At 71.7% G+C, this 12,695-nt stretch carries 14 protein-coding genes; 6 read left to right on the top strand and 8 right to left on the bottom strand.

The annotated features are described in order from the left end of the window. Nucleotide 1 precedes the first annotated feature (1 nt). The 3 genes from ACIBHX_RS18960 (at nt 2) to ACIBHX_RS18950 (ending at nt 3,143) form a co-directional block, all read left to right on the top strand. Nucleotides 2-517 (top strand): hypothetical protein, encoded by a 516-nt coding sequence (locus ACIBHX_RS18960; RefSeq protein ID WP_397068412.1) that lies wholly within the window; start codon nt 2-4, stop codon nt 515-517. Next, nucleotides 514-1,206, top strand: a complete 693-nt coding sequence (locus ACIBHX_RS18955; RefSeq protein WP_397068411.1) for a response regulator transcription factor — start codon at nt 514-516, stop codon at nt 1,204-1,206. The genes ACIBHX_RS18960 and ACIBHX_RS18955 overlap by 4 nt, the downstream gene beginning before the upstream one ends. Nucleotides 1,207-1,670: 464 nt before the next feature. Further along, nucleotides 1,671-3,143, top strand: a complete 1,473-nt coding sequence (locus tag ACIBHX_RS18950) for a sensor histidine kinase (RefSeq protein ID WP_397068410.1) — start codon at nt 1,671-1,673, stop codon at nt 3,141-3,143. Between the two features lie 25 nt (nt 3,144-3,168). Here ACIBHX_RS18950 and ACIBHX_RS18945 read toward each other — a convergent pair whose 3' ends face one another. Together ACIBHX_RS18945 and ACIBHX_RS18940 are read right to left on the bottom strand one after the other, a co-directional pair. Further along, a complete protein-coding gene (locus ACIBHX_RS18945) occupies nt 3,169-3,846 on the bottom strand; it encodes an RraA family protein (protein WP_397068409.1) in 678 nt (225 codons plus the stop codon). Nucleotides 3,847-3,897: 51 nt separating this feature from the next. Then, complete coding sequence (locus tag ACIBHX_RS18940) at nt 3,898-4,536, bottom strand: maleylpyruvate isomerase N-terminal domain-containing protein (protein ID WP_397068408.1); 639 nt, start codon at nt 4,534-4,536, stop codon at nt 3,898-3,900. A gap of 31 nt (nt 4,537-4,567) precedes the next feature. On the opposite strand from ACIBHX_RS18940, the gene ACIBHX_RS18935 reads away from it, so the two are divergent. After that, nucleotides 4,568-4,951: a PPOX class F420-dependent oxidoreductase gene (locus tag ACIBHX_RS18935; RefSeq protein ID WP_397068407.1), complete on the top strand. Its 384-nt coding sequence runs from the start codon at nt 4,568-4,570 to the stop codon at nt 4,949-4,951. Here the strand turns inward: ACIBHX_RS18935 and ACIBHX_RS18930 are convergent. Further along, entirely contained in the window at nt 4,944-6,317 is a 1,374-nt protein-coding gene (locus ACIBHX_RS18930) for an FG-GAP and VCBS repeat-containing protein (RefSeq protein ID WP_397068406.1), read from the bottom strand. The two genes, ACIBHX_RS18935 and ACIBHX_RS18930, sit on opposite strands and share 8 nt — an antisense overlap. Nucleotides 6,318-6,383: 66 nt before the next feature. Here ACIBHX_RS18930 and ACIBHX_RS18925 point away from each other — a divergent pair, with 66 nt between their 5' ends. Continuing rightward, nucleotides 6,384-7,613 carry a cytochrome P450 gene (locus ACIBHX_RS18925; RefSeq protein ID WP_397068405.1) on the top strand — a complete coding sequence of 410 codons (1,230 nt, stop codon included), beginning with the start codon at nt 6,384-6,386 and terminating at the stop codon, nt 7,611-7,613. On the opposite strand, the gene ACIBHX_RS18920 is transcribed toward ACIBHX_RS18925, so the two are convergent. Both ACIBHX_RS18920 and ACIBHX_RS18915 read right to left on the bottom strand, forming a co-directional pair. After that, nucleotides 7,595-8,992, bottom strand: a complete 1,398-nt coding sequence (locus tag ACIBHX_RS18920) for an MFS transporter (RefSeq protein WP_397068404.1) — start codon at nt 8,990-8,992, stop codon at nt 7,595-7,597. The two genes, ACIBHX_RS18925 and ACIBHX_RS18920, sit on opposite strands and share 19 nt — an antisense overlap. 13 nt (nt 8,993-9,005) lie before the next feature. Further along, entirely contained in the window at nt 9,006-9,602 is a 597-nt protein-coding gene (locus tag ACIBHX_RS18915; protein ID WP_397068403.1) for a TetR/AcrR family transcriptional regulator, read from the bottom strand. A gap of 128 nt (nt 9,603-9,730) precedes the next feature. Here ACIBHX_RS18915 and ACIBHX_RS18910 point away from each other — a divergent pair, with 128 nt between their 5' ends. Continuing rightward, nucleotides 9,731-10,252 carry a TetR/AcrR family transcriptional regulator gene (locus ACIBHX_RS18910; RefSeq protein WP_397068402.1) on the top strand — a complete coding sequence of 174 codons (522 nt, stop codon included), beginning with the start codon at nt 9,731-9,733 and terminating at the stop codon, nt 10,250-10,252. Here ACIBHX_RS18910 and ACIBHX_RS18905 read toward each other — a convergent pair. The 3 genes from ACIBHX_RS18905 to ACIBHX_RS18895 are packed head-to-tail and all read right to left on the bottom strand — an operon-like array spanning nt 10,223 to nt 12,665. Continuing rightward, nucleotides 10,223-10,870 carry a heme oxygenase (biliverdin-producing) gene (locus tag ACIBHX_RS18905; protein ID WP_397068401.1) on the bottom strand — a complete coding sequence of 216 codons (648 nt, stop codon included), beginning with the start codon at nt 10,868-10,870 and terminating at the stop codon, nt 10,223-10,225. The genes ACIBHX_RS18910 and ACIBHX_RS18905 overlap by 30 nt on opposite strands. Nucleotides 10,871-10,879: 9 nt before the next feature. Continuing rightward, nucleotides 10,880-11,959, bottom strand: a complete 1,080-nt coding sequence (locus ACIBHX_RS18900; RefSeq protein ID WP_397068400.1) for an acyltransferase — start codon at nt 11,957-11,959, stop codon at nt 10,880-10,882. After that, nucleotides 11,952-12,665 carry an alpha/beta hydrolase gene (locus ACIBHX_RS18895; protein WP_397068399.1) on the bottom strand — a complete coding sequence of 238 codons (714 nt, stop codon included), beginning with the start codon at nt 12,663-12,665 and terminating at the stop codon, nt 11,952-11,954. The genes ACIBHX_RS18900 and ACIBHX_RS18895 overlap by 8 nt, the downstream gene beginning before the upstream one ends. Nucleotides 12,666-12,695 lie beyond the last annotated feature (30 nt).

Below are 12,695 nucleotides of genomic sequence, written 5' to 3'. Positions count from 1 at the left end.
CATGGCCCAGCTGGACGCCTCGCCCTTCCCCGACGACCTGCCCGTCGCGCCGCCGCGCCGCGGGCCGTCCAAGCTGACGCTCGCCCTGGCCGCGGCGGTGGTGCTGGTGGCCGGGGTGCTGATCGGCATCCAGGCGCAGAAGGCCTTCGGCTCGTCCGCCCTTCCCTCCACCGGCGCTCAGCGTTTCGGCGGTCAGGGCTTTCCCGGGTACGGCGGGCAGCCCTCCGGTTACGCCGGCCGGTCTTTCGGCGGGCAGTCTTCCGGCGGCCTGCGGCAGGGCTTCGGCGGGGGCACCGTGGGAACGGTCGAGAAGATATCGGGCGAACAGGTATACCTGAGGACCATGGACGGCTCCACGGTCAAGGTCACCACCACCGGCGCGACCACGATCGAGATCGCCCGGCCCGGCAAGCTGTCCGACCTGAAGACCGGCGGCACCGTCGTGGTCCGCGGGCAGAAGGCGGCCGACGGCTCCGTCTCGGCCGTGTCGATCAGCCAGGGAGGAGGCGGGAGGTGACCGTACCCGAGGCCAGGCTGCTGGTCGTGGACGACGAGCCCAACATCAGGGAGCTGTTCTCCGCCAGCCTGCGGATGGCCGGGTTCGATGTGCTGACGGCCGCCGACGGCAGGCAGGCGCTGCGGGTGGCCGAGCAGAGCGCGCCCGACCTGGTCATGCTCGACATCATGCTGCCGGACCTGGACGGCCTGGCCGTCGCCGGGCGCCTCCGTTCGGGCGGGCGGCGCGTCCCCGTGCTCTTCGTGACCGCCAAGGACCTGCCCGAGGACCGCATCGCCGGGCTCGGGCTCGGCGAGGACTACGTGACCAAGCCGTTCAGCCTGGAGGAGGTCATCGCCAGGATCCGCGCCGTGCTGCGCAGGACCCGCCGCGGCGCGCCGCCGCCCAACCGTCTGCGCCTGGCCGATCTTGAGCTGGACGAGGAGACCCACGAGGTGTGGCGGGCAGGAGCGCAGGTCAGGCTGTCGCCCACGGAGTTCAGGCTGCTCCACTACTTCATGCTCAACGCCGGGCGGGTGCTGTCGAAAACGCAGATCCTCGAGCACGTGTGGAACGCGGACGACCGGACGGACGTCGGACTGGTCGAATCGTACGTGTCCTACCTGCGCCGCAAGATCGACACTGAGGAGCCTCGCATCCTCCACACCCTTCGCGGCGTGGGCTACATCCTCCGTCCCCCACGCGAATGACCACCAACTCCACCCACCCCGCGGCCCCGTCCCCCGACCCCGCCGCCCCACCCCCCAACGGCCACCCGCCCACCCCCGCCGCGCCCCGCGCCGCCCGGCGGCCCCCCACCGCGCCCCCACACCCACACCCACACCCCAGCGAGCTCACTACGTCGCCCGGCGAGTCCGTCTCCCATCCGACCGCGCCAACCACCCCACCCTCTGCCGTGCCCCCGCCTTCCATCGCGACCACTTCGCCATTCTCCGAGCCCGCCACCCCTCCCAGCGCTCTGCCACCCCCTTCTTCCACCACGCTCTCCGGCACCCCCACGGCGTCTTCCGGCGCGCTTACTGCGTCGCCCGGCGGGCCCGTCCCTCGTTCCGGTGCTACGTGCTCGCCTTCGGGCGCCCTCACCTCGCTTTCCGGGGCGGCCTCTGGTGGGGTCGTGGTCTTGTCCGGTGGGCGTGGAGGCCGGCGGGCTGGGGTGGCGGGTGTCGTGAGGCGGCTGGCCGGGGTCCGCAGGTATCTGGCGCGGGCGCCCATCTGGCTGCGGCTGGTGACCGCGACCCTGCTGCTGGTGACGCTGGCGATCACGCTGACCGGGCTGTTCGCCGTCCGGCTGCTGCGCGGATACCTGGTCGAGCGGGTCGACCAGCAACTGCACGCCGCCACGATCCCGTGGCACTCGCCGCGACCGCCCAAGCTCGAACTCCGCCCCGATCCCAAGCCGCGAAGGTTCCCCGGGCTGTTCCACTCCTCGGTGCTGGCCCCCGACGGCTCCCTGATCAGGACCGACGCCGAGTCGACCGAGGAGAGCACCCCGCGCCTGCCCAGGCTGACCGCCGCCGACGTCGCCCGCCGCGCCGAGCGGCCGTTCACCGTCGACTCCCAGAGCGGGCCAGGCTGGCGGGTCATCGCCTTCTCCGTGCCCGAGGGCACCCGGGTCATCGCGGTCAGCCTGGGCGAGGTCGACGCCACGGTCTCCCAGCTCGGCCTCATCGTGGCGGTGGGCGGCGGCACGACACTCGCCGTGCTGGGTTTCGCCTGCTTCTGGCTGGTACGGCGGAGCCTGCGCCCCCTGGGCACCATCGAGCGCACCGCCCGCCACATCTCCGACGGCGACCTGACCCGCCGGGTCCCGCTGTGGCCGGCGACCACGGAGGTGGGGCGGCTCGGCCGTACCCTCAACCACATGCTGGGCCGCATCGAGGAGGCCGTCCGCGAGCGCGAGGCGGCGGCCGTGTCGGCGCGTGAGTCGGCCACCCAGGCGCGGCGCTCCGAGGAGCTGATGCGGCGCTTCATGGCCGACGCCTCGCACGAGCTGCGCACGCCGCTCACCTCGATCCGTGGTTTCGCCGAGCTCTACCGGCTGAGCGGCGAGCAGGACCTGGCGGAGGCGGTACGGCTGCTGCGGCGCATCGAGGACCAGGCGGCGCGGATGGGCCTGCTGGTGGAGGACATGCTCCTGCTGGCCCGCCTCGACCAGCGGCGTCCCCACGCCCCACAGCCCGTGGACCTGCTGAGCCTGGCCGCGAGCGCGGTCATCGACGCACAGACGCTGGCGCCCGACCGCACGATCGACCTGCTGCGCCTGGACGGCGGCGAAGGCCCCGTCGTGGTCACGGGCGACGAGCCGCGCCTGGCCCAGGTCCTCAACAACCTCGTCACCAACGCCCTCACCCACACCCCGCCCGGCACGCCTTTCACGGTCGGCGTCGGCATCTTCGACGGCCAGGCAGTCGTGGAAGTCGCCGACGAAGGCCCCGGCTTCTCGGGAGAGGTAGCGGAGCGGGTCTTCGAACGCTTCTACCGCGCCGACCCCGCCCGCAGCCCCGGCGGCTCAGGCCTCGGCCTGTCGATCGCCGCCACCCTCATAGAAGCCCACGCCGGCACCATCACCGCCGCCACCACCCCCGGCCACGGCGCCCTCTTCCGCATAACCCTCCCCACCGCCTAACCGACCCCAGCCACACGACCGGGGGCTATTCCTCGATGGCGCCGCCGATGGTGCGGAGGTGGTGGCGGAAGGTGAGGGATGGGTTGTGTTCTCTGGCTGCGAGGAAGTCGGTGAAGCGGACCTGGTTGCGCAGGGACTCCCCGGACCGGATGCGGTCCGCCTGGTGGCATTCGGTGTCGCGGATCGATTCCGCCAGGGTCCGCAGCTCTTCGGCGCGGGAGGCGGGGAGGAAGACGACGCCGTCGTCGTCGGCCACGACCAGGTCGTCGGACGTGACGGTCCAGGGGCCGACGATGGCTGACTCGAGGGCGTCCTTCGGGCGCTCGCCGAGGCTCAGCGGCCCGGTCGGGATCGAGCCGAGGCTGAACACCGGCAGGCCGATGGCGCGGATGTCGGCCGTGTCGCGGTGCAGGCCCCAGATCACCACGCCGGCCAGCCCGGCACCCTTGGCCTCCAGGACCGCCAGGTCGCCGACGCAGGCCTCGTCCAGCCGCCCGCCGTTGTCGACCACCAGCACGTCTCCCGGCTCGGCCAGCTCGTAGGCCTCCAGGAAGACGTCGACGCTGCCGACGTGCCTGGCAGGCCGTACGCGGCCCGCCACCCGGTCGCCCGGCGTCACGGCCCGCAGCGAGAAGGTGCGGACGGGCACCTGGGCGCGGATGCACGCGTCAGCCAGGTGCGCGGTGGTAAGCGATTCGAACATCACGCGCACCAGCCTCGCACACCACCCGCACGACGCCCGGCGGGGCAAGGCTCAGAAGGCGGCGATCGTGGCCGGGGCGCGTTCGGCGCGGCTGAGCGCGCGCAGGACCCCGGTCGCCCCGTGGCGGCGTACGGCGAGCCGGGTCAGCAGGTCGATCACCGTCTCCATGGCCGAAGTCGGCACCGCGGGCGCGGGGACGCCCACCGAGACCGCCAAATCGTCGGCGTGGACGACGAGCTCCATCATCCGCGTGACCAGCAGATCGTCCAGCGTGAGCGACCACGGCCCCCACAGCGGGATCCGCACCGGCCCGCCGCCCGCGTCGGCCAGGCCGTACGCCAGCTCGGAGACGACGGAGTCCACCCGCGCGGCCAGGGCGGAGGGGCCGTCGGCCGCGAGCGCCTCGCCGCCGTCGCGGATGCGGACGTTGATGTCGTCGGAGAGGTCGGCCCCGATCCACGCCACCCGCGCGTAGTGCTCGAGCAGCGGGACGACCGGCTCGGCGGGCACGGGCCCGGCCAGCGCCTGGGAGACCGCCAGGACCTGGTAGGCCAGGTGCCCGGCCAGCCCGCGCACGCTGAACTCCGGCAGCGCGCTCGGCCTGTCCCACGCGGCCGTGACCGCGGGATCGCGCAGCAGGCATACGGCCGCCCGGGCCGTGGCGAGGAAATCGTCCCTGACTCCGGCCATACCGATGCTCCTGAGTAAGGTGGGAACCGTTGTGAGATTCAGTGAAGAGCAGCTCGCGCTGCTGCACCAGCCCAGCCTCTGTTTCCTGGCCACGTCGATGCCGGACGGTTCGCCCCAGGTGACGCAGACGTGGGTCGACACCGACGGCGAGCACGTGCTGATCAACAGCGTCCGCACCCACGTCAAGACCCGCAACCTGGAGCGGGACCCGCGCGTGGCGCTGGCGATCTCCGATCCCGACAGGCCCTCGCGCTACTTCCAGGTGCGCGGCGTGGTGGTCGAGATCACCACCGAAGGCGCGGCCGACCACATCGAGCGGCTGTCCCGCAAGTACCTGGGCAAGCCCTACCCCTGGTACGGCGGGCGGGACCAGCAACGCGTGATCTTCGTGATCAAGCCTGAGCGGATCAGCTGAGCGCGTAGCCGAACAGCCCGAGCCCGGTGCCCAGCGGCCGCAGCTTGCCCACGCGCAACCCAGGGGAGCGCCGAAGCGGCAGGTAGGAGACCATGCCGTTGTCCGGCGCCGCCACCACCAGCCCGTACACCGAAGGTCCCGTGGAGAGCAGTCGGTAGCGGCCGCCCGTGGCCGGCAGCGTGCCCAGGGACGCGCCGAAGTCCCGCCCCTTGCCCTTGATCAGCAGGTTGCCCGCCCGGGTCAGGCCGCCCGACTTCGCACCCGCCAGCACCTGGACGCCACGCTCGCCGGGCACGCCCGCGGCCAGCTCGTCGAACCCGTCGCCGTTGAGGTCCGCCGCCGCCAGCGCCGCGCCGAACCGGTCGTAGTAGCGGGGCACGCCCTTCAGCGTCCGCTGCGACCACGCCTCGCTGCGGGCGGCGCTCAGCCCGTGCCGCGTGCCGTACAGCACGTCGACCGTGCCGTCGCCGTAGTCCATCTCCCGCTGGTTGGCGCTGAGCCCCTCGCCGGGCACGCCGACGGCCAGGTCGGCGCGGCCGTCGCCGTTGAAGTCGCCGCTGGTGAGCGCCGCACCGAAGGAGTCCCACTTCTCGGACTTGCCCGTGATGCCGGGCGTGCTCTGCGTCAGCTGCCTGGCCTTCCGGCGATGCGGGTCGAGCAGCGTGACCGAGCCCTGCCCGTCCAGCGTGACGGTGTCGGTGGGCGCCCCGACCGCGAGCTCGTCGAACCCGTCGCCGTCGAAGTCGCCGGTCGCGAGCGTCGCGCCCCACTGGTCGGTGACGTTCGCGTGCTGCCCCACCCAGCGGGTCTTCTGAGTGATCGTGTACGGCTTGCGCCCCTTAAGCCAATAAATCGTGACACCGCCGCCGCGAGCGAGACCCGGCGCGCCCACGGCCAGCTCATCCCGGTGATCGCCGTCGAAGTCTCCGGCGGCCAGCGCCGCGCCGAACCGGTCACCGTGGACCCCGGGCAGCGCCAGCCGCGAACCGGGACGCAGCCCGCCCACCGAGCCGTGGTAGATCCGCACCGCGCCGTGCCCGTCGGCGCCCGGCTGCCGCTTGCCCGCGACCTCCTCCGAGACGCCCACGGCCAGGTCGGCGCATCCGTCACCGTCGAAGTCGCCCACCGCCAGCGCGGACCCGAACGAGTCGCCAGGGGAGCCCTGCGCCAGCTTGTCCGAGCGCCCGTCGCCGTACATGACGGTCACCGATCCGGCCCGCGCGTTGTCGTAGGGGGCGGCCACCGCGAGGTCGGCGCGCCCGTCGCCGTCGAAGTCGGAGGGGAAGCCGCCACAGGAGCGGGCGGCGGCGTGCGAGGGGGTGGCGGCCAGCGGGATGACCAGGCAGGCGGCCAGCAGAACCTTCATGCTGCATTGATGTCCAACGCATGCCAACCCGGCCTTAACGGCGCGGGAACGTGCCAGGATAGACGGGTGCACATCGACCTCGCGGACCTGGACTTCTGGCGCAAACCCCTCAAGGGACGGCACGAGGCGTTCGCCCGGCTCCGCCAGCTGGAGCACCCGGTGTTCTTCCCCGAGAAGAAGGTGCCGCTGCTGCGCTCCGGCAAGGGCTTCTACGCCCTGGTCCGGCACGCCGATGTCGTCGAGGCCAGCCGTAACGCGAAGGTGTTCTCCAGCGAGCCCGCCGTCACCAACCCCGAGCCGCCCGGCTGGGTGAAGCAGGTGTTCGGCGAGTCCATGGTCAACATGGACGACCCTCGCCACGCCAAGCTGCGCCGCATCGTGACCCGCTCCTTCAGCCCGAAGCTGCTGGCCGGGCTGCAGAACGACATCGAGCAGGCCTGCGCCGCGATCGTCGACGACGTCGTCGCCCAGGGCCCGCGCGACTTCGTGTCCCAGGTCGCCGCCCGCCTGCCCATCCACGTCATCTGCGACATGATGGGCATCCCCCAGGAGATGCGGGAGAAGGTCCACCAGCATGTCGACATCTCCACCGCCTACACCGGCGTGCGGCCGAGCCTGGCGCGCAGTGTGCAGATGGCCGGGCAGAACATGCTCGCGCTGCTCGCCCTGCAGCGCATGGTCATCAGGCTGGGCCACGAGCGGATCGCCGAGCCCACAGGAGACCTGGTCTCGCTGCTGGTCAACGCCAACCCCGACGGGGAGAAGCTCACCGACAAGGAGCTCGGCTCGTTCTTCGCGCTGCTGCTGGTGGCGGGCAACGAGACCGCGCGCAACACGATGGCGCACGGCATCAGGCTGCTGACGGAGAACCCGGCCCAGCGCGAGCTGCTGATGGAGGACTTCGACGGCCGGATCAACAACGCGATCGAGGAGATGGTCCGCTACGTCTCCCCGATCATGCAGTTCCGCCGGACGCTGACCCAGGACTACTCGCTGCGCGGGCTGGAGCTGAAGGAGGGCGACAAGGTCGTGCTCTTCTACGGCTCGGCCAACCGCGACGAGAGCGTCTTCCCCGACCCCGACAGCTTCGACATCACCCGCGAGACCAAGCCGCACGTCGGCTTCGGCGGCCCGGGCCCGCACTTCTGCCTGGGCGCCAACCTGGCCAGGCAGGAGATGCGGACGATGTTCAGGGAGCTGCTGACTCGCCTGCCCGGCATCCGCTCGGTCGGCGAGCCGGAGCTGCTGCTGTCGAACTTCGACAACAGCGTCCGCAGTCAGGCCTTCACGTTCTGAGGGTCGAGGACGTTCGTCCTGATCGTGAAGAACGTGATCAGTGACGCCACGGCCATCATCACCGCGCTGATCACCATCGCGCGGTGGAAGCCGGCGTTGAACTGGGCCGGGTCCTGGAACGCGTCGCCCACCAAGCCGACGAACGGCGGGATCGCGGCCACGGCCAGCAGACTGCCGGTGCGGGCCAACGCGTTGTTCACGCCGCTGGCCGTACCGGCGTAGCGCTCGTCGGCCGTGGCCAGGACGGTGGCCGTGAGCGGGGCGACCGCGAACGACAGGCCCAGGCCGAAAACCGTCACGGCCGGCATGACCTGCAGCAGATAGCTGGCATCTGGGCCGATCGTGCTCATCCAGACGAAGCCGAGCCCGGCCACCAGGATCCCGCCCGTCATCGGCAGGCGCGGCCCGATCCGCTTGGCGATCTCGCCCGCCCTGGCCGACAGCAGCAGCATCAGGATCGTGGTCGGCAGCATCGCCAGCCCCGCCTGGGTCGGGCTGAAGCCCGAGACCACCTGCAACTGCACCACCAGCAGGAAGAACACCACGCCCATGGCCGCGTACATGATCAGCGTGACCACGTTCACCGCGGCGAAGACGTGGTTGCGGAACATCGCCACGGGCACCAGCGCGTCCGGCGACCTGCGGATCTCGACCACGACGAACACCGCGCCCAGCACCAGGCCCGCGATCAGCGGGATGGCGGCGCCCTTCTCGGTCAGGCCGTAGGTGATCCCGGCCAGCGCCAGCGCGGCCAGCACCGAGCCGAGCACGTCGAACTTGCCCGCCGCCTGCTCGTCCCGGGTCTCCGGCACGTGCCGCAGCGTGACGAGCACCACGATCGCCGCGAACGGCAGATTGATCAGGAACGCCCAGCGCCAGCCCACCGTCTGCACCATCAAGCCGCCGAGCAGCGGGCCGATGGCGGCCGACACGCCGCCCAGCCCTGACCAGGCGCCGACGGCGCGCGGCCGGTCGGCCTTGGCGAAGGACGCCTGGATGATCGCCAGCGAGCCCGGAGTGAGCAGCGCGCCGCCGATGCCCTGCAACGCGCGGGCCGCGACCAGGAATTCGATGTTCGGTGACAGGCCGCACATGGCCGAGGCCAGCGCGAACCAGACCGTGCCGATGAGGAAGACCTTGCGCCTGCCGTACCGGTCGCCCAGCGAGCCGCCCAGCAGGATCAGCCCGGCGAGGGTCAGCGTGTAGGCGTTGATCGTCCACTGCAGGCCGGCCATGCCGGCGTCCAGGTCCTTGCCGAGGAAGGGCAGGGCGACGTTCACCACCGTGCTGTCGAGCATGGTGAGCCCCGAGCCGAGCACGGTCGCACCGAGGATCCACCGCCCTTGGGCGGATTTGAGCACGATGTGGCCGTTGTCCATAAGGGCAATCTTGTCAGGCGGAGCCCAGTGCTCGGAGCACGAATCCGGACACCAGTTCGGCAGCGGACTCGACGGTCACGGCGCCGCTGATGAGCGGCAGCCGCTCCGCGCCGATCACCGCGAGGATCATCCGGGCGGTCGCCGCCACCTCCGCCACCTGGAAGTCACCCGACTCGACGCCGCTGTCGAGGATGTCCACCAGGATCCGCTGCATCGGGGCGACGTGCTCGGCCAGCTGCTGGTAGGCGTCGGGCCCCAGGGCCGCGCTGAGGTCGGCGGCGCCGGGGTGCGGGTGCGCCAGCAGCCCTGCCAGCTGCAGGCGGACGAAAGCGCGCAGCCGCTCGGCGGGGGAGGCGCCCTCCCGCAGGTCGCGCTCGTAGCTGTCGATGAAGTAGTGCGTGACCCGCTCGGTGAAGGCCAGCAGCAGCGCGGCCTTGTCCGGGTAGTAGTTGTACAGGACGGTACGGGTGATGCCCGCCTCGTTGGCCACGTCGGTCATCGAGATGCCGTCGATCCCCTGCACGCGCGACAACCGCGCGACGGCCTGCAGGATCTTGTCCTGGGTCTGGGCGCGGTGCTCGCCGATCGTGGCGGCGGAGATCCGGGGCATAGGCCCCATGGTATTTCACAAGGTCGCCATCCACCCCTGCCTCGCCGTCCTGCACCCCTGACCAGGGCGGTTCGGTATAACCTCCACTCGCACTCGTTTCTGTGACGGAGGGATACGGATCCGTGACGATGACCCGTCGATCGGAGCTGCTCGACGCGGCCTACGCCTACGCGCTCGAGCACGGCCTGGCGGGCATGTCGCTGCGGCCGCTGGCCAGGGCCACGGGCACCAGCCCACGGGTGCTGCTCTACCTGTTCGGCTCCAAGGACGAGCTGGTGGGCGAGATCCTGGCGCGCGGGCGGCAGGACCAGCTCACGCTGCTCGACTCGCTGCGCGGCGCGCCCTTCGACGAGGTGGTCGAGCGGCTGTGGGAGCACATCTCGGCCGCCGAGCGGCGTGGCACGGTCAAGCTGTTCTTCGAGGCGTACGTGGCCTCGCTGTCGGATGATCCAGGACCCTGGCGGGACTTCGCCCACCAGTCGGTGCGCGACTGGCTGCGCCTGCTGCGCGAGGCGCAGCCCGCCGAGGCCCCAGACGTCGCCGAGGCCCGGGCGACGCGCACGCTGGCGCTGCTGCGCGGGCTCCTGCTCGACCTGCTGGCCTGCGGAGAGCCGCAGCGGCTACGCCGCGGCCTTGACCACGTCCAGTAGCTCGGCCAGCACCTCGGTGTTGAGCTGGTAGGCCAGACGCACCTCGCGGATGATCCGCTGCCGCTCGCGCTCGTCCAGGTCGAGGGCGTCCAGGCGGGCGCGGTACTCGTTCTTGAAGCGGGGCAGGCTGCCGACCTCGTCGAAGACGTAGAAGTCGACGCCTCCGCCGCCCTTGGTGTAACCGTAGATCTTCTGCAGCTCCTGCCGGATGAACTGGCCGCCCGACAGGTCGCCCATGTAGCGCGTGTAGTGGTGGGCGATGTAACCGCCCGGCCAGTTCGCCACCTGGTCGATCCTGGCCACCAGCGTCCGCGTGGCGGGAGACGGGGCGATCCGGTCGCGCCACGCGGGCCCGTAGACGGCGTGCAGATCCCGCTCCAGGGCCTGTTCGCGATAGAGCTCGGGGAAGACGAACCGGCCCGCCATCGGGTGACCGGCCAGCCCCCTGGCGGCGCCGTCGAGGGCCACGTAGGCGAAGTAGTGCTGGGCCACCATCTCGCCGTACTCCTGCGGCGCCAGCCGTCCGGCCATCAGCTCCGTGAGATAGCTCTCGGACTCGGCCGACTCGTGGTCACCCCAGGTGGCACTCTTCAAGGTCTCAGAGAACGACGTCACCACACACCCCTTTCATGACACAGTGTCACAAACCAGGGCCCTCTCGTCAAACCGATGACGACACCATGTCATCAAACCTAGCGTGCCCGCGAACACGGGAATCAATCCCAGCCGCTGCAGGATCCATCCGGCCGAGTCCGGCCTGCCGAACTGCTGGAAGGCCACCACCACGACCAGCACGAGCGCCGTCTGGTGCCACAGGAAGATCCACATGGCCTCCAGGTTGACCAGCGCCGTGGCCGCCCACAGCCGCGGTCGCCGCATCAGCCGGGCCAGCGGATCCTTCAGCAGCAGCGCCAGCCCCACCTGGCCGACCGCGAAGCAGGTCGCGGCCAGCGTGGGCGGCGACAGGTTCGACACCGGCGCGCCGGTCACGCCGACCATGCTCGCCGGATAGCCCGCCCAGACGACCAGCGCCACCGCCGCGCAGAAGCCGCCCCCCAGCAGCGCGAACGCCGTCCCGCGCCCGCGCAGCCCGCCGCGCCCCCAGATCACCCCCAGCTGGTACGGCACGGCCCACGCGGCCAGCACGTTGACCCAGCCCAGCCACTGCGGCCCGCCGAGCCAGAACCTGCCCGCGTCGACGGCGGCCACCGTGCACAGGGCCGCGATCACCAGCCCGTACCCGGCCCTGACCAGCAGCGGCGTCGCCACGGTGAGCGCCGCGTAGACCGCGAGGAACCACAGCGGACCGAGCGCGGGCATCGCCACGACCCGCACGGCCCGCAGCGGCTGGCCGTTCAGCTCGACCAGCAGCACGGCCAGCACCGCCCAGGCCAGCAGCAGCGGCACGACGGGCAGCAGCAGCTTGCGCAGCCGGGCCGTCAGCGGCCGCGCCTTCCTGGCGGCCACGTAACCGCCGACCAGGAAGAACACTGCCAGAAGCTGGAAGACCCAGGTGGCCGGCGCCAGGCCGGGCAGGTAGGCGAGCGGGCTGGAGATCACCAAATACGGGTTCAGCTCCCAGGCGGTGCCCAGCCAGTGGCCCAGCACGATGCACACGATGGCCACCGCGCGCAGCGCGTCGATCCCGCGGTCGCGCCCGGCCGGCGTGGCCGCGTCGATCCGCTGGGCGAACCCGAGCTCAGCCACGGGTCACCTCGTCCGTCCTGCCCAGCGTGATCAGTGTCAGGTTGCGCAGCGAAACGCCGCCCGGCCTGAAGTAGTCGCTGTGGCCGCCGGGTCCCGCGTCGAAGATCCGCGACTCCGTCTCCATCGGGTCCGCGCCGAACCCGAAGGGTCCGAGCTTGACGTGGGGGACGTACTTCACCAGGTCCTGCGCCCCCCGCCCTACCCAGAACCCGGTACGGCCGGCCACCCCCAGCCCGGGGCTGCCGAACACCGCCACCTGGCTGACCGGTAACCCGGGCGCCGCCTCGCCGCACACCACCGAGCCGTAGCTGTGGCACAGCAGGGTGATCGGGGCCCGGGTACGCCCGCGCAGGTCCGCCACGGTCCGGCGCAGCGCGGCGGCGCCGTCCACGGCCGCGCCGTCATTCGTGGCGGCCAGGCTCAGCATCTTCGGGCTGTCGTAGCCCAGCCACGCCACCACCGCGACGCGGGCCCCGGGCGCCAGCCGGGCCGCCTCCGCCAGCAGCGCGCGGGCGGCACCGCCGGGACGGCGGAAGCTGTCGTCGAACGTCGCGACGGTGGTGTCGGACCCGGGCACGTAGACCGCCACGTGGTCCGCCGTGGCTAGATCCCCGTACACCCGCACCAGCCGCTCACCGGGCGGCTGGGGGATGGACGAGGTCAGGCACGCGAGGGTGGCCGCCGTCATGACGAAGTTCCTGAGCATGGCGGCGACGCTACGAACGGCGCCCCGTAT

The organism is Nonomuraea sp. NPDC050536, assembly GCF_044457685.1.
In the GTDB taxonomy this organism is placed as follows: domain Bacteria; phylum Actinomycetota; class Actinomycetes; order Streptosporangiales; family Streptosporangiaceae; genus Nonomuraea.
This window is presented reverse-complemented; position numbering and strand designations above follow the sequence as displayed.

Excerpts from the sequence above, each read along its gene's own strand:
- ACIBHX_RS18960 (WP_397068412.1), top strand. The coding sequence starts at position 2 with ATGGCCCAGCTGGACGCCTCGCCCTTCCCCGACGACCTGCCCGTCGCG.
- ACIBHX_RS18945 (WP_397068409.1), bottom strand. The coding sequence starts at position 3,846 with ATGTTCGAATCGCTTACCACCGCGCACCTGGCTGACGCGTGCATCCGC.
- ACIBHX_RS18940 (WP_397068408.1), bottom strand. The coding sequence starts at position 4,536 with ATGGCCGGAGTCAGGGACGATTTCCTCGCCACGGCCCGGGCGGCCGTA.
- ACIBHX_RS18930 (WP_397068406.1), bottom strand. The coding sequence starts at position 6,317 with ATGAAGGTTCTGCTGGCCGCCTGCCTGGTCATCCCGCTGGCCGCCACC.
- ACIBHX_RS18920 (WP_397068404.1), bottom strand. The coding sequence starts at position 8,992 with ATGGACAACGGCCACATCGTGCTCAAATCCGCCCAAGGGCGGTGGATC.
- ACIBHX_RS18915 (WP_397068403.1), bottom strand. The coding sequence starts at position 9,602 with ATGCCCCGGATCTCCGCCGCCACGATCGGCGAGCACCGCGCCCAGACC.
- ACIBHX_RS18910 (WP_397068402.1), top strand. The coding sequence starts at position 9,731 with ATGACCCGTCGATCGGAGCTGCTCGACGCGGCCTACGCCTACGCGCTC.
- ACIBHX_RS18895 (WP_397068399.1), bottom strand. The coding sequence starts at position 12,665 with ATGCTCAGGAACTTCGTCATGACGGCGGCCACCCTCGCGTGCCTGACC.